Origin of the sequence: Leptotrichia sp. oral taxon 879 str. F0557, assembly GCF_000469385.1 — a bacterium.
Classification (GTDB): Bacteria; Fusobacteriota; Fusobacteriia; order Fusobacteriales; family Leptotrichiaceae; genus Leptotrichia; species Leptotrichia mesophila.
The window spans coordinates 1-16,401 of the sequence record NZ_KI271302.1 but is presented as its reverse complement, the minus strand read 5'-3'; the positions used below and the strand labels follow the sequence as shown (position 1 = coordinate 16,401).

The window sequence follows — 16,401 nt, the reverse complement described above, 5'->3', positions numbered from 1 at the left end:
AATGTGGAAAACAGTTTTACGAAGAATTTTGGTTATGATACCGCAACTATTTATACTTAGCCTATTAATCTTTATTTTGGCAAAACTTATGCCGGGAGATCCGTTTACAGGACTGATTACACCACAGACTGATCCTGCGGCACTTGAAGAGTTGCGAAGAAAGGCAGGATTGCTGGATCCTTGGCATATTCAGTATGTAAGATGGCTAAAAAATGCCGTTTCTGGAAATTTGGGAATGAGCTACACTTATAATGTCCCTGTAAAGACGCTTATTGGAGAACGGGCAGTAAACACGTTTATTTTGTCACTGCTTAGCCTTATTTTGACATATTGTATTGCAATACCGCTTGGAATGCTTGCTGGACGTTATCAGAACTCATTTCTTGATAAATTTGTCATATTTTATAATTATGTGAGCTATGCGATTCCAACTTTTGTGCTTTCGCTTATAATGATTTGGTTTTTTGGATATACGCTTGGCTGGTTTCCGACAACTGGATCGGTGACGGCTGGACTTAATACTGGTACTTTGGGACATATTTTGGATAGGATTTATCACATCATATTGCCTGCAATTACGTATGCATTGCTGGGAACAACTTGGATTGTGCAGTATTTGAGAAATGAAGTAATTGACGCTAAGAATCTGGATTATGTAAAAACGGCGAAAAGTAAGGGGGTACCTGAAAATAAAGTTTATTCAAGACATATTTTCAGAAATTCGATTTTACCGATTGCGGCGTTTTTTGGTTATTCGATAACAGGGCTTCTGGGAGGTTCAATTTTTATTGAAAAAATATTCAGTTATCCTGGAATGGGAGGACTATTTGTAAATTCAATTATAACACGGGATTACAGCGTTGTTACAGCATTAATACTGCTGTTTGGATTTTTAACATTGCTTGGAAGTTTGCTTTCAGATATTATTCTTAGCATTGTTGATCCTAGAATTAGAATAGAGTAGGTGGTGAGAAAATGTCTAATAATGAAATTTTAAAGAAAAATAATGAAAAAGCAGAAAATTTTGATGAAATTAAGAAAAGTAGCAAGCCGACTGGAATTAGTGTTATTGTGAGGGAGATTTTAAAAGATAAATTGGCACTTGCTTCGCTTATTATTCTTGTAATTCTTTTTGGAATAATTTTTATTGGATCGCTTTTTGCAAATCAGGAGGAAATTATGAAAATAAGCCTTCTAGATAAATATGCCATTCCTATGAAAGAGGGATTTTGGCTAGGTTCTGATTCTGGTGGGCGTTCAATATTGGGGCAACTGATACTAGGTGCTAGAAACTCGATTATTATTGGTTTTACAATAACAATTTTGACATCAGGAATTGGGATATTTTTTGGTTTGATTGCAGGATATTATGGAAAATGGGTGGATAATGTAATTATGAGGGTTATCGATTTTATTACGATTTTGCCTACACTTATGATCATTATTGTGTTTGTTACTATTGTTCCAAAGTACACTATAGCAACTTTTGTGCTGATAATGAGTGCATTTTACTGGGTTGGAGCAGCAAGGCTGATTAGAAGTAAGGCACTTGCTGAAAGTCAGAAAGATTATATTTTGGCTTCAAAGACTATGGGGACAAAGGATTTTACGATAATCTTCAGGGAAATACTGCCTAACTTGAGTTCAATTATAATTGTGGAATTGACATTAGGATTTGCTGGAAATATTGGAATTGAAACAGGGCTTAGTTTTCTTGGCTTTGGATTACCGCTTTCTACTCCGAGCCTTGGGACTTTGGTTGGTTATGCAGCAGATCCAGAAGTATTGTCAACAAAATTATGGATTTGGCTTCCAGCATCAATATTGATTTTAATTATGATGCTATGTATTAATTATGTCGGACAGGCTTTAAACAGGGCTGCTGACGCAAAACAGAGAAGAGGATAAAACTAAAAAAGGAGAACAGTATGAAAAAATGGAAATTATTAATCACGCTTCTTGTATTGATATTCGTAGTTTCGTGCAATCCTGGTAAAAAGAGAAGTGAAATGCCGGGTGCAAAACTAAATTTATCACTATTTCCAGAAAAAACATCAAACAATGAGCCTGCAGTGCAAGGCGGAACTTTGCAAGTGGCGATAGTAAAGGATGATCCATTGGTTGGAGTCTTTAATGAGACATTCTATTCAGATGGTTATGATGGTGAGATTATTTCAATGTTTTTAAGCTCGGGTATATTTGAAGTGGATGAAAATTTTGAAATAACAGACAAAGGACCTGCCACTCTTAGAGTTGATGCAAAAAATAAAAAAGCTACAATAAAAATAAAAGATGGCATAAAATGGTCTGACGGACAGCCTCTAACTGTTGATGACATCATTTTACCTTATGAAATTATAGGAAATAAAGATTATACAGGTGTGAGATATACTGAAGAAACTCAAAAAATTGTTGGGATGAAGGAATATCACGATGGGAAAGCCTCAAATATTTCAGGTATAAAAAAAATAGATAATAAAACGGTGGAAATTTCTTTTTTACAATTAGGACAAAGCATTTATACAGTTGCAAACGGACTAGTTGGAAATGCACTACCGAAGCACTATTTAAAAGGAATTCCAATAAAAGAATTGATTTCATCGGATAAAATTAGAATGAAACCAGTAACATTGGGGCCGTATAATTTAACAAAAGTTTCACGTGGAGAAAGTCTAGAATTTACAGCAAATCCTTATTATTACAAAGGAAAGCCAAAAATTGAAAAGGCAATAGTGCAAGTAGTAAATTCACAATCTATAGTGGCGGCATTAAAAGCTGGGAAATATGATTTTGTAATTAGCATGCCTGATTCTCTTTACAATAATTACAAGGATTTTAAAAATATAGAAACATTAGGACAGCAGGATTTGTATTATTCGTATTTGGCCTTTAAATTGGGGCATTATGACAAAGCAAAAGGAGAAAATGTGACAGATCCAAATGCCAAGATGTCGGATTTAAGATTACGTCAAGCTCTTGTGTATGCGATAAATGTTGAGGAAATAGCACATGCGTTTTATTTTGGGTTAAGGCAGGAAGCAACTTCATCAATTCCTCCTGTTTTTAAGAAATATTTTCCAAAGGACTTGCAAGGTTATCCTTATAATCCTGAAAAAGCAAAACAGCTGCTGGATGAAGCGGGATACAAGGATGTAAATGGAGATGGAATCCGTGAAGATAAAAATGGAAAGCCTTTTGAAATAAAGATGGCATTTATGGCAGGAGGCGATGTAGCAGAACCACTTGCTCAAAACTATATTCAAAGTTGGAAAAAAATAGGGATAAAAGCTGTTCTTACATCAGGAAGATTGCTAGCTTTTCAGAATTTTTACGAAAAAGTGCAAGGAGATTCTAAAGACATAGATGTATTCTTTGGAGCATGGGGAGTTGGAACAAGTCTAGATCCAACTGGTTCAGCAGGAAGAAAATCCCAGCTTAACCTTTCTCGTTTTGTATCGGAGGAAAATGATAGATTAATAGATGAAATTTTGGGAGAAAAATCATTAACAGTTCCAAATTATAAAGTAGAAGCATATAAAAACTGGCAAAAATACTATATTGGACAAGCCGTAGAAGTTCCGTTAATGTACAGATATAAACTTTATCCAGTAAATAAAAGATTAAAAAATGTTTACATTGGATATGATTCATCAAAAAAAGATGAAGGAATTCACAAATGGGAATTGACAGCAGTTGCTCCGATGAGATAGATTTTAGAATATTTCATTATACAAAATTAAGATAATGGATAAATGATATTAATTTTAACAAAAAGTATTGAAATAATGCTGAAAAAGTGGTAAAGTGAAGTGAAAATAAAATATTTAGGAGGAAATATGAAAATTGATAAAGCTGAATTAAAGGACAATATTCTTAGGGAACTGAGAAGGCAATATGGAAAAACTCTTGAAGAAGCTCATGAATTTGAGTTATATAATGCAATTTCAAAAGTAGCTTTGGATTACGCAATGGAAAAATGGTACAATACTAAAAAAACTTATGCTAAAAAACAGGTAAAACAAACGTACTATTTTTCAGCAGAATTCCTAATGGGAAGATTTTTGGGGAATAATCTGATTAATTTGCAAATTAATGACGTTATAAAAGAAACATTGAATGAATTAGGCGTAGATATTAACAAAATTGAAGACCGTGAGATGGATGCAGGACTTGGAAATGGAGGGCTTGGAAGACTTGCTGCATGTTTTCTAGATTCGCTTGCAACATTGGCATTACCAGGACATGGATATGGACTTAGATACAAATACGGAATGTTTGAGCAAAAAATCGAAAATGGGTTCCAAATGGAATATCCAGATGACTGGACAAAATACGGAGATCCTTGGTCAATAAAAAGAATGGACAGAGTATTTGAAATAAAATTTGGCGGGCAAATTGAAGTTCATCGTGATGAATTTGGGAAAGAATACTTTAAACGAGTAAATACCGAAACAGTTCACGCCGTACCTTATGATGTGCCAGTTATTGGTTATGGAAACGATACTGTAAATACATTGAGATTATGGGAAGCAAGATCACCTGAAGGATTTGACTTAAAATTATTCAATGATCAAACTTATTTACAGGCTTCTGCAAAAGCAGTTCAAGCTGAAGATATTTCAAGAGTATTGTATCCAAATGATACTGAAAAAGATGGAAAACAATTAAGGTTAAAACAGCAGTTCTTCTTTACATCAGCGTCATTACAGGACATTATCAGAAGATACAAATCAGTTTTTGGAAATGATTTTTCAAAATTTGCAGAAAAAGTGGCAATTCAGCTAAATGATACACATCCAGTTGTTGCAATTCCTGAATTAATGAGAATTTTCTTGGATAAGGAAAAATTAGGATGGGATGAATCTTGGAACATTTGTAAAAATGTATTTGCATACACAAACCATACAATTTTATCAGAAGCATTGGAAAAATGGGATATTTCATTATTTCAGCCATTACTTCCAAGAATTTATCAAATTATCGAAGAAATCAATAGAAGATTTGTCGCAGAATTACAGCAAAAATATCCAGGGGATTGGGAAAGAATCAACAAAATGTCAATCATTGGAGATGGACAAGTTAGAATGGCATGGCTTGCCATCGTAGGATCGCACAAAGTAAACGGAGTTGCGGCATTGCATACAGAAATTCTTAAAAATAGTGAATTAAAAGAATGGAATGAATTATATCCTGAAAAATTCCTAAACAAAACAAATGGAATTACTCAAAGAAGATGGCTATTAAAAGCAAATCCAGAATTAGCTGCATTAATTACAGAATTAATTGGAGACAAGTGGATTACAGACTTGTATGAACTAAAAAAATTGGAGCAATACTTAGATGATGACAATGTTTTAAACAGAATTGCTGAAATTAAGCTACACAATAAGGAAAAATTGGCTAAATATATAAAAGATACAACAGGAATCGAAGTAAATCCTCATTCTATCTTTGATATTCAAGTTAAGAGATTACACGAATATAAAAGACAGCTTTTAAATGTACTTCATATTATGGACCTGTACAACAGATTAAAAGAAAATCCATATCTAGATATTGAGCCAAGAACATTTGTCTTTGGAGCAAAATCAGCTGCTGGATATAGACGTGCAAAAGGAATTATCAAATTAATTAATACCGTTGCAGAAAAAGTAAATAACGATAGCGACATTAACGGAAAAATCAAAGTTGTGTTCCTTGAAAACTATAGAGTTTCACTTGCAGAAAAAATATTCCCTTCAGCAGATGTATCAGAACAAATTTCTACAGCAAGTAAGGAAGCATCTGGAACTGGTAATATGAAATTTATGCTAAACGGTGCATTAACTATTGGAACAATGGACGGGGCAAATGTGGAAATTGTTGAAGAAGTTGGACTTGACAATGCCTTTATCTTTGGACTTTCTGCACAGGAAGTTGAAAATTATCAAGCACATGGAGGGTACAATCCATTTGACGAATATAACAGCGTAGAAGGACTTAAAAAAGTTGTGGATCAGTTAGGTGATGGAACTTATAACGATAATCATACAGGAATCTTCAGAGAACTACAAAATTCATTATTATACGGAGTAGATGGTTCTCGTCCAGATGTGTATTTCCTATTAAAAGATTTCGCATCGTACAGAGAAGCTCAAGATAGACTTCAAAATGCCTTCAAAGATAAAAGAGAATGGACTAGAAAAGCTCTTAAAAATATTGCAAATGCAGGTAAATTCAGTTCAGACAGAACAATTGCCGAATATGCAAAAGAAATTTGGAATATTGAGCCAGTTGAAGTTCATGACTATATAGAAGATTAATTTTCTTATGTAAAAAACAGTTCTAGAATTACCAATACTGAAGTAAAATTAATTCTGAAAAAATTTAGACAGGCTGGAAAATAAGGACTGCTTCATTATGAAGCAGTTTTTTAAGTTATATTCTGTTAACCTGTTTGATAATTATATAATACTAAATCCCATTTCAAAAATAGAAAAAACTATTATTAATCATAATACTTATAAATAAAATTATAAAAGTCTTTAAGACGGATACTTAATGATTAAATTTAATTAAAAGAATATTTTAACAGCCACATAGATTGTATAATAGTATAATCTTCTAAAAAAGACTCTAATTCCATGGATTTTCTGATTTCTGTTACTTGAATGGGAAATAGTATTATTTATGCTGAACTGATAAAAGTGGGTAATACTAGAATATAGACTTAATAGTTATAATTTTTTAATGACTTTGTTATAGTTTGACAATACAAATATAATGTGATAACATTAATTAAATAAACTTAAAAAAAGGGAAGTGATTTGAATGAATGAATTGATAAAACAATTGCAAAATAGACGTTCTGTAAGGGAATTTACAGGGGAAAAGATAAAAGAAGAAGATTTGAAGACAATACTTGCAACAGCTCAAAGAGCTGCGAATTCAGTTAATGGACAGCAAACTTCATTGATTGTTGTAAGAGATAAGGAAAAATTGGCAAAAATTGCAGAACTTTGTGGAGGACAGAAGCATATTGCACAGGCTGACGCTTTTGTATTTGTATTGGTTGATTTTCACCGTGGAGTTTATGCATCAGATTCTCTTGGCAAGAGAAATATCGCTCCAAAATCTGCGGATGGAATTCTAGTTGGTGCAGTAGATGCGGGAATTGTTGTAAATGCCTTGCAGACGGCAGCTCTTGCTCTTGGATATGGAAGCACTGTAATTGGAGCAATTAGAAAAGAAACAAAAGAATTTATAAAAATGCTTGGATTACCAGAATATGTATTCCCAATAGTAGGAAGTACGCTTGGAGTGCCTGTGGAAAGAAAATTAACTAGAGTAAAACCAAGAGTTCCGTTAGATACATTTGTATTTGAGGATACCTATGATGCGAAAAAAGTAGAAGAAGGAGTGGAATTTCACGAAAAAGATACAGTGGCTTGGCGTGAAGAAAATGGAACACCGCAATTACCGTCATACAAGGAAATGATTGTAAGAATCTACGAAAATTTCTATAATACATCAAAACAGGACTTGGAAAGTCAAGGATTCAGATTTGCTGATGAACTAGATGAGAAATAATCAATGGAATTTTTTAAAGCTGACGGATTAGTTTATTTTAAAAAATGAAAATCATATTTTAATTATTTGAAAATATTAGATTTATATCATTTAGTTGGAAAAGTTTATAATAACTTTATTATTTAAAGGGCTTTAGTATGAAATTACTAGATCGAATTATTTTTGAAATTAAATGAAAAAGTAGGAGAAATTCTAAATGTATTTAATTTTCGTAGTTTAATCTTGTTTAGTTTTAAAACTAAAGTGGGAAAGAGAAAAGATTATGAATTTTTTAGCACATTCACTAATTTCGCTCGAAATTGATGAGCAGGAAAATAAAAAGACATTATATGGAAATTTTGCAGGTGATTTTTATAAGGGGTTAGTTGATAAAATAGAGCTTCCTGAAGAATTGAAAGAGGGAATTGTCTTGCATCGGATAATTGATGGGATTTCTGACAGGAATGAGAATTTTTTGAATGAATTACTTGTGGAAAAATTTGGTATTTTTAAAGGAATTGTATCGGATATGTTTATTGACCATTTTTTAGCCAAAAATTTTGATAGGCTATTCAATGAAAATATTAATAATATTGAAAAGAAGATACTGTATAATATATCTGAAAGTCAGAGTTTTTTTCCAAAAAAATTTGCAGGAACATTTAAATGGATTGAAAGTGAAAAAGTAATGTCTAATTATAAAAATATAGATTTTTTAGAACGTGCATTTTATGGAATTTCTCAAAGAGTCAGAAAAGGAGAAATTTTAAGGCTAGCTGTAAAAGAGCTGGAAAAAGATTATACTGCTTTTGAAGAAAAATCTATAAAAGAATTTTTTTATGTAAAAGAAGAAAGTGTAAAAAAATTTATAAATATGGGAATAAGAAAAAACTGATTTTATAAATTGGAGAAAGAAGGAGAATGGTGAAGTTTATGAAAGTAAAAAAAATATTGATGGGATTAATGGTTCTAGGAGGATTGGCGGCTGTACCAAACATAGTGAATGCGGCACCGTCTACAAAAGAGGCTGCACAAGTTAAGAAGTATGATTCCTTGAAAACAGCTGCAACAGATTATGCAAAAGCTTTACAGGAAATATCAAATTACGGCTCAAGAAAGATGTTGAAGTCAATAAATCCAGATGTGGATAAATATGTAGCAAAAGCAAATAATTCAGCATTAAAGAAACAATGGGAAGAGTCGAATACAATGCTTATTGAACAATTTGAAGTTTCTGTGTATCAAGTGAATGAAAATGGGAATAACGGGGAAGTTGTATTTTTAGTAAAAGGATACGATGAAAAGGCTTTGGATAAGTATTTAGGAGATAATGCGAGCAAATATGTAACAAAAGTTGATAATAGCAAGGATGAAGTAGAAGTTGATATTGAAAAATATATAAAATTACAATATGATTATTTGAAAAAAACTAAGAAAATAAATTTGGCAACATCAACAGTTAAATTTGTAAAGGGCAGCGATAATAAATGGCAAGTTGTTAAATAATATTCTTGCTTTACATAGATTAGTTTTTAAAGTTCAATATTTTTAAAATTTTTATATAAAAGTTATTAAAAGTGTGATAAATAACACACTTTTTTTGTTTAACCAATTAAATATAGAAAGTATGTAAAGATAACAATTTGTATTTGATAAATATGTGTAAATATTATTTAATTTAAGATTTGAAACTTTAAATGGGAAATAGTATTGGTTATACATAATAAATATAGAAGATGCAGGAGAAATATTAAGAAGATTATGTGAATAAAAGAGGGAGAAGGAAATGACATTACAGCAACTAAAATATGTAGTAACAGTCGCTGAAAAAGGGACATTAAGTGAGGCTGCAAAAGAGCTGTTTGTTTCACAGCCGGCATTGACGAAAGCAATAAAAGAGCTGGAAGATGAGATGAATATAACGATTTTTAACAGGACAAATAAAGGAGTAATTGTTTCACTTGAAGGAGATAGGTTTTTGGGATATGCTAGGCAAGTTTTAGAACAGACGGATTTGTTGGAAGAAGAATATAAAAAAGAAAATAAGATAACTCGGAGATTTTCGGTATCAACTCAGCATTACTCATTTGCGGTAAATGCTTTTGTGGATGTGATTAAGAAATTTGGAGAGAATAAGTATGATTTTACACTTAGGGAAACACAGACTAATGAGATAATTGAAGATGTAAGCAAGAGAAAAAGTGAAATTGGAATTTTATACACTTCGGGAGCGAATAAAACTGTAATTGAGAAAATGATAAAAAGAAATAACTTGAAATTTATTGAGCTGTTTACTGCAAAGCCACATGTTTTCATTAGTTTTAATCATCCTTTAGCAAAAAAGGAAAGCATCAGTCTTGAAGATTTGAAGGAATATCCATATCTGTCGTTTGAACAAGGAGACTATAACTCTTTTTATTTTTCAGAAGAAATATTGAGTACACTTGACAGGGATAAAAATATAAAAGTGAGGGACAGGGCGACTTTGTTTAATTTGGCAGTTGGGCTTAACGGATATACTGTGAGTACAGGAATAATTAGTAAAGAGCTAAATGGAGAAAATATTATTGCAAAACCGCTGGAAGTGGACGAATATATGAAAGTTGGAATTATAATGCAAAAAAATATTGAACTGAGTGTTTATGGGAAAGTTTATGTGGAGGCTTTGAAGGAGCATTTGAAATATACAGAAATTCCATAAGATTAAAGAATATCGATATAAATAAAAGTTATAATAAACTAAAAAATAAATGTATTTTACAGAAAGCACATATTTGTATATAATAACTTCATAAAATAATAACAAATAAGGGAGTTGATAATATGTGTACAATAAATGCACCTCATAGACACGATACTGTAGGAAGTTTTTTGAGAACTGAGAAACTAAAAAAAGCTAGAAATGATTTTGAAAAGGGAAAAATTGACAAGAAAGAATTGGAAAAAGTTGAGGATGAAGAAATTAGAAAAATTGTGGATAAGCAAATTGAATTAGGATATACAAGTGTTACAGATGGGGAATTTAGACGTAGTTACTGGCATTTGGACTTTTTCTGGGGATTCAATGGAATTGGGCATGTGCATGCTGATAAAGGTTATGAATTTAATGGTGTTGTTACCCGTGATGATACTGCGATTGTTACTGGAAAAATTAGTGGGGAAAATCATCCATTTGTGAAACATTATACATTTTTGCGAGATTTAGTAAAAGATAAAAAAGGTGTGGAAGCTAGATTTACGATACCTGCTCCAGCACAATTTTATGCAGAATTAGTAAGGGAAGACAAGCATGTGGCGGCACTTCTTAAAGTTTATCCTGATTTTATAGGATTGGAAGACGACATTGTCAGTGCCTACAAAACTGTTATAAATGACTTGTATAACGAAGGACTTAGAACTTTGCAAATTGATGACTGTACTTGGGGTTGTCTTGTAGACGATGACTTTATTGCTTCGTTTATTGAAAAAAGTGATAGGGATAAAGAAATTATTAGGCAAGAATTTGCAGAAAAATTTCTAAATATAAACAACAGGGTATTTCAAAATAATCCAGAAGATTTGGTAATTAATACGCATGTTTGCCGTGGAAATTATGCTTCTACTTGGTTTGGGAAAGGCGGATATGACAAAATTGCAGATGAGCTTTTTGGCAAAGAAGATGTAAATGCCTATTATTTGGAATTTGACACAGAAAGAGCAGGTACTTTTGAATCACTTGCAAAAGTTTCTGGAGATAAAAAAGTTGTTTTAGGATTAATAACTTCTAAAAATCCAACATTGGAAGAAAAGGAAAGTGTAATTGCACGTATAAAAGAGGCTTCAAAATATGTGCCGCTCGACAGGCTTTATTTGAGTCCGCAGTGTGGATTTGCTTCGACAGAAGAAGGAAATAAGCTTACAGAAGAGGAGCAATGGGCAAAACTTAGATTTATTAAGGAAATTGCAGATGAAGTATGGGGAGAAAATTAATAATAATTTGATTTATATTTATAAAAGTGTGTTGTTTATCACACTTTTTTTTATGAAAATATGTTAAAATAGGTTTGAGAATCAAAATATAATTGAACTTTTTTATGTTATAGTAAAACTGCTTTAAAAACAAACTTAAAAGGCTATGACTATTTTACTCAAACCCTAAATCTATATAATTTTAATAGTTTAATTTTAAATAGGTTTGAGTATAAATTAACAAAATTAAATATTTCTAAGAGTTGAGAAAAATAGCTATAATTTAAAAATTTGGCATAAAATGTTACTAGTGCATATTATTTAGGCAATAAAATCATATAAAATTTGGTTTTAAAATTTTAACAAAGAAGTTTTATTTGGCTAAAAAAGATTATAAAAAATAGAAGGTGGTTATTATGGCACAGGATATGAAAAATTATCTAAAATTAGATCTTGAGAAAATTGAGAAAATGACTCAAATAAAAAAAGATTATATTGAAGGAAAGACTGATTTTGAGACTACTAAAAAATTAATAAAAGAGAATTTTGACAAAATGACTGCAAGCGAATTTGCTTATTCAGAGCAAAAAATTAAGGAACTTGGATTTGATGATAATACGGTTCATGACAAGATGAATGATGTTTTAGGGCTTTTTGAGGATATTATTGTGAAGGATGAATTTGACTTGCCTGAGGGGCATCCCATAAATACGTATATTTTGGAAAATGAAGCGGCTAGAAAGCTGATTGCGGAAATGAAAGAAGAGTTTGGGAAAAAGTTTATAAAGAACAGATGGCTTGAACTTTATGAAAAATTATCTCAATTTAATCCTACCCATCTTGCAAGAAAACAGCATCAATTATTTTCAATATTAGAGAAAAAAGGGTTTGACCGTCCATCAAGAATAATGTGGAGCTTTGATAATAACGTGAGAGATAGTATAAGTGAAGCATATAAATTACTTGAAAATAATAAAATTGAAGAATTTTTGGAAAAACAGGAAAATGTGTGGGAATTGACGCTTGATATCATGCATAAGGAAGAAGAAGTACTTTTTCCGACTTCGATGAAAATGATTAATGAAGAAGAATTTAAGCAAATGCGTGCAGGAGATGATGAAATTGGGTATTTCCTAATTGATAAACCAACTGGATTTTATCCTGAAAACATAGAAAAACAAGATGACAATAGTAACCAGTCTGTAAAAGAAGAAACTCTAAAATCAGAAACTGGTGTTCAGAATAATCAAAATGCTGGAAACTTTATGAATGACCTTGCAAGTCTTATGGCAAAATATAATATGGGAAGCCAAAATAGTGAAAATGAAGTTTTTGATGTGAAGCAGGGGAAATTAACGCTTGAACAGATTAATCTTATTTTTCAGCATATGCCTGTGGACTTGTCTTTTGTGGATGAAAATGAAATTGTGAAGTTCTATACAGATACTAAACATAGAGTTTTCCCAAGAAGTGCAGGAGTTATAGGGCGTGATGTAAAAAACTGCCATCCAAGAGAAAGCGTCAGTTCGGTACTTGAAATAATAGATGCTTTTAGAAAAGGGGAGCAGGACGAGATTGACTTTTGGCTAGAAATGCGTGGAAAATTCATTTATATTTATTATGTGGCTGTAAGAGATGAAAATGGCGTGTTTAAAGGTGTTCTGGAAATGATGCAGGATGTTACTAGAATTAGAAGTTTGACAGGTGAAAGAAAACTTGTGACTTGGGAAAATAAAGCTAAAGATGAAAAAAAAGAAGAAGCTGGTGAAGTATTTACAAGCAAATATAATTTGACTGCAAAAACTGTAATAGGCGATATTGTTAAAAAATATCCGTATATTAAAGAATATATGCCATTAATTTCTCCAGAATATAAACGTCTTTTAGATCCTGTTCAATATATGATGATGTCTAAAATAGCGACTCTTCAAATGATTGCAATGCGAGGGGAATTGGAACTTGATTATTTGATTATGATGATTGAGGCTAAAATTGATGAAGAAGAAAATAAAAATAAATAAATTTTGAAATTAATAAACATAAAGAAAATAAAAGTATCTGTTTGATGAAAATAAAGTCATTCGGATACTTTTTAATTTAGATTATAATAAAAAATACTGGAAATCCCAGTTTGATTTGTAACAAATTTTTTTAACAATTCTTAATAGTTTAAATTCCTGGAAGTGTAAAACAACTCTCTTAATATCGTATTTCTTAAAATTATAAATTAAAAAAAACATTGACAACTATAAATTTATGTAGTAAAATATTTTTATAATCAAAGTATTTTTGGAGAAAAATTAACTGAAATTAAAGAATTTAATACATAGGAATGAGGAGGAAAACATGTTAAAAAAATTAGCGATTTTAAGTCTTATTGTAGTTGGAATGATGGCATTTGGAGATGATAATGACACATTTAATGTAAAATTGGAAGAATCAGTAGTAACAGCCACGGGATTTGATGATGTGCAAAGTAATCAAATTAAGAATACTACAATTGTAACAGCTCAGGATATACACAATAAAGGATATAACACTATCGAAGAAATATTAAAACGTACACCTGGTGTAAACTTTGTTAATAATGGATTTGGATATATTGTTGATGTAAGAGGACAGGGAGTTCAGGGAGCTGCTAAAAATGTAAAAGTTCTTGTGGATGGGTCTCCTTTAAACATACTTGATATGTCACATGCAATTTTACCTCTAAATTCAATTTCAGTTGAAGATATTGAAAAAATAGAAATTATTAATGGTGGAGGGACTGTACTTTACGGCGGAGGAACTGCTGGTGGAGTAATTAATGTAATTACAAAGAAAACTCAGGAAGAGCCTGTAAAAAATAAGATTTATTATCAAAACAGCTCATTTGATACAAATAAATTTGGATTTGGAACAAGCATAAAATTTGCAGATAATTTCTTGTTAGATTTAGCATACGAAAATGTTAATGGAAATGGGTATAGACGCGGGGACAAAAGAGATGGTGAGAATTTAAGAGGTGGATTTACATATAACATCGCTGATAATCAAACATTAAGATTTAAAGCCACAAGATACAAGGAAGAATCAAAAGAATCTGACGGTATAACTAAAGCACAGTTAAATAAAGATAGAAAACAGACAGGAACAACTTTGACAGAATCTGATTTGGATAGAACAGAATACAGCCTAAATTATGAAATTAAGCCTACTGACAATTTAACTTTCTCATTGTTAGGATACAATCAGAAAACAATTAGAGATTATGATCAGGAAGCTCCAGCTGGAAGAATGACTCATAAGACTGATGGACAGTTTAAAGATAGAAAAACTGGAGTTGACTTAAAAGGTAAATATAACTATGGTTTAGGAAATGTAATCTTTGGATATGAATATATAAAAAATAATTCAAACAGAAGTTCTTATGGTGCAATGTATATGAGAAACAGAAGATTATTCCCAACATCTACTATAGACATTGATTTGCAAAAAAATACTCATTCAGCATTTGTTCAAGGAAGACATTCTTTTACAGACAAGCTTGAAGGAACTTTGGGTTATAGATACGAACATGCTGATTACGATATTCACAGAACAGATGGAAGAAATGTTATAAATAAAAACACTAAAAAGAGTAACAATGCTTATGAAACAGGATTAAATTTTAAATATTCTGATACGGGAAATGTTTATGCAAAATATGAAAGAGGATACAGATCTCCAAGTCCAACAGAAATGGTTGATAAATCAATTACAAGAGGATATGTGCTAAACAATCTGAAATCTGAAAAATACGATACTTATGAAATTGGTATAAAAGATATGATAGGACCTTCATTTGTAAGTTTGACAGGATTCTATACTAATAAAAATGATGAAATTTTAATTGATATGCCAAGCGGACATGGATTAAACTGGACATATAAAAACTTACAGAAAACAGAAAGAAAAGGTGTAGAACTATTTGCAGAGCAATATTTTGGAACATTTAGAGTAAATGAATCAGTTTCTTATGTGGATGCAAAAATTAGCAAAGGTGCAGATAAAAACAAAAAAATACCTTATGTATCAAAAACAAAAGCAACTTTAGGAGCTAATTATGAAGTATTGACAGGACTAAACCTAACAGCTGACCTCAATTACTTCTCAAATTCTGTAGATGGAAACTATGAAAAAATAAAAGGTTATTCTACAACAGATTTAGGAGTAAGTTATGCTCATAAAACAGGTTTAGGGGTGCAAGCAGGAGTTAAAAACGTATTTGGTAAAAAATATTACAGATATAAAAACGGAGATTCATATATCCCAGAAGCTGAAAGAACATACTATGTTGGTGTAAGTTATAACTTCTAAAAATAATTTTAAATATGGAAAGTGGCAGTCAAACAATTGTTATAAAGTTGTTTGGCTGTATTTTATAAATAAATTTTTTATATAAATTATTGTACTAAGTTTTAAAATATTTTAGTTAATAATTATTTTTTCGTTTATATTTATAATTTTTTTTTAACGTAAGGGCATCAGACGCCATGCCCTTACAATTTCGCTTGGAAATTAGTTTGTATTGCAATAGTTGTTATTATAATAAAAGTATGATTAATTTTGTTTATAGAAAAAATATTTATAAAAATTTTTAACTTATGGACAAGGATTAAAGTAAAATATGAAAATTCAAAATAAGAAAAAGAAATATATAAAAATTGATAAAAATATGTGGAAAATATATTTGGTATTAATAATTTTTATAATTGTAATAGCATTTTTGTCTTTGAAAATAGGAACTGTGAATATTTCGGTAAAAGATATATTTAGAAGTTTTTTAGGCGGGAAAATGAGGGATGAATCGATGAAATCAATAATAATTGATGTGAGGTTTCCGAGAATTATTATGGCGGTATTGATTGGGATGCTGCTGGCTAG

Annotated in this window: 12 protein-coding genes; all 12 read left to right on the top strand. The window is 31.1% G+C overall.

The annotated features are described in order from the left end of the window. Position 1 precedes the first annotated feature (1 nt). A complete protein-coding gene (gene opp4B / locus HMPREF1552_RS03650; RefSeq protein WP_021743735.1) occupies positions 2–964 on the top strand; it encodes an oligopeptide ABC transporter permease in 963 nt (320 codons plus the stop codon). 11 nt (positions 965–975) lie between these two features. Next, entirely contained in the window at positions 976–1,908 is a 933-nt protein-coding gene (locus HMPREF1552_RS03645) for an ABC transporter permease (protein ID WP_006804843.1), read from the top strand. Positions 1,909–1,928: 20 nt separating this feature from the next. Beyond that, positions 1,929–3,710 (top strand): oligopeptide ABC transporter substrate-binding protein, encoded by a 1,782-nt coding sequence (locus HMPREF1552_RS03640; protein ID WP_021743734.1) that lies wholly within the window; start codon positions 1,929–1,931, stop codon positions 3,708–3,710. Between the two features lie 126 nt (positions 3,711–3,836). Next, positions 3,837–6,302, top strand: a complete 2,466-nt coding sequence (locus tag HMPREF1552_RS03635; RefSeq protein ID WP_039901123.1) for a glycogen/starch/alpha-glucan phosphorylase — start codon at positions 3,837–3,839, stop codon at positions 6,300–6,302. A 508-nt stretch (positions 6,303–6,810) separates the two neighbouring features. After that, entirely contained in the window at positions 6,811–7,569 is a 759-nt protein-coding gene (locus HMPREF1552_RS03630; RefSeq protein WP_021743732.1) for a nitroreductase family protein, read from the top strand. 262 nt (positions 7,570–7,831) lie between these two features. Continuing rightward, positions 7,832–8,443, top strand: coding sequence for an ACP phosphodiesterase (locus tag HMPREF1552_RS03625; RefSeq protein WP_021743731.1), 612 nt, complete (start codon positions 7,832–7,834; stop codon positions 8,441–8,443). Between the two features lie 38 nt (positions 8,444–8,481). After that, the gene (locus HMPREF1552_RS03620; RefSeq protein ID WP_231370746.1) at positions 8,482–9,054 is read left to right on the top strand and encodes a hypothetical protein; all 573 of its coding nucleotides are present in this window, start codon (positions 8,482–8,484) and stop codon (positions 9,052–9,054) included. 280 nt (positions 9,055–9,334) lie between these two features. Next, positions 9,335–10,249: a LysR family transcriptional regulator gene (locus tag HMPREF1552_RS03615; protein WP_021743728.1), complete on the top strand. Its 915-nt coding sequence runs from the start codon at positions 9,335–9,337 to the stop codon at positions 10,247–10,249. A gap of 122 nt (positions 10,250–10,371) precedes the next feature. Beyond that, the gene (locus tag HMPREF1552_RS03610; RefSeq protein ID WP_021743727.1) at positions 10,372–11,517 is read left to right on the top strand and encodes a 5-methyltetrahydropteroyltriglutamate--homocysteine S-methyltransferase; all 1,146 of its coding nucleotides are present in this window, start codon (positions 10,372–10,374) and stop codon (positions 11,515–11,517) included. Positions 11,518–11,912: 395 nt separating this feature from the next. Continuing rightward, a complete protein-coding gene (locus HMPREF1552_RS03605; RefSeq protein WP_021743726.1) occupies positions 11,913–13,517 on the top strand; it encodes a PAS domain-containing protein in 1,605 nt (534 codons plus the stop codon). A gap of 325 nt (positions 13,518–13,842) precedes the next feature. Beyond that, on the top strand, positions 13,843–15,834 hold the full coding sequence (locus HMPREF1552_RS03600) for a TonB-dependent receptor (protein WP_021743725.1): 1,992 nt from the start codon (positions 13,843–13,845) through the stop codon (positions 15,832–15,834). Between the two features lie 310 nt (positions 15,835–16,144). Next, a partial coding sequence (locus tag HMPREF1552_RS03595) for an iron chelate uptake ABC transporter family permease subunit (RefSeq protein ID WP_021743724.1) occupies positions 16,145–16,401 on the top strand: 257 nt, incomplete at its 3' end.

Excerpts from the sequence above, each read along its gene's own strand:
- opp4B (WP_021743735.1), top strand. The coding sequence starts at position 2 with ATGTGGAAAACAGTTTTACGAAGAATTTTGGTTATGATACCGCAACTA.
- HMPREF1552_RS03645 (WP_006804843.1), top strand. The coding sequence starts at position 976 with ATGTCTAATAATGAAATTTTAAAGAAAAATAATGAAAAAGCAGAAAAT.
- HMPREF1552_RS03640 (WP_021743734.1), top strand. The coding sequence starts at position 1,929 with ATGAAAAAATGGAAATTATTAATCACGCTTCTTGTATTGATATTCGTA.
- HMPREF1552_RS03635 (WP_039901123.1), top strand. The coding sequence starts at position 3,837 with ATGAAAATTGATAAAGCTGAATTAAAGGACAATATTCTTAGGGAACTG.
- HMPREF1552_RS03630 (WP_021743732.1), top strand. The coding sequence starts at position 6,811 with ATGAATGAATTGATAAAACAATTGCAAAATAGACGTTCTGTAAGGGAA.
- HMPREF1552_RS03625 (WP_021743731.1), top strand. The coding sequence starts at position 7,832 with ATGAATTTTTTAGCACATTCACTAATTTCGCTCGAAATTGATGAGCAG.
- HMPREF1552_RS03620 (WP_231370746.1), top strand. The coding sequence starts at position 8,482 with ATGAAAGTAAAAAAAATATTGATGGGATTAATGGTTCTAGGAGGATTG.
- HMPREF1552_RS03615 (WP_021743728.1), top strand. The coding sequence starts at position 9,335 with ATGACATTACAGCAACTAAAATATGTAGTAACAGTCGCTGAAAAAGGG.
- HMPREF1552_RS03610 (WP_021743727.1), top strand. The coding sequence starts at position 10,372 with ATGTGTACAATAAATGCACCTCATAGACACGATACTGTAGGAAGTTTT.
- HMPREF1552_RS03605 (WP_021743726.1), top strand. The coding sequence starts at position 11,913 with ATGGCACAGGATATGAAAAATTATCTAAAATTAGATCTTGAGAAAATT.
- HMPREF1552_RS03600 (WP_021743725.1), top strand. The coding sequence starts at position 13,843 with ATGTTAAAAAAATTAGCGATTTTAAGTCTTATTGTAGTTGGAATGATG.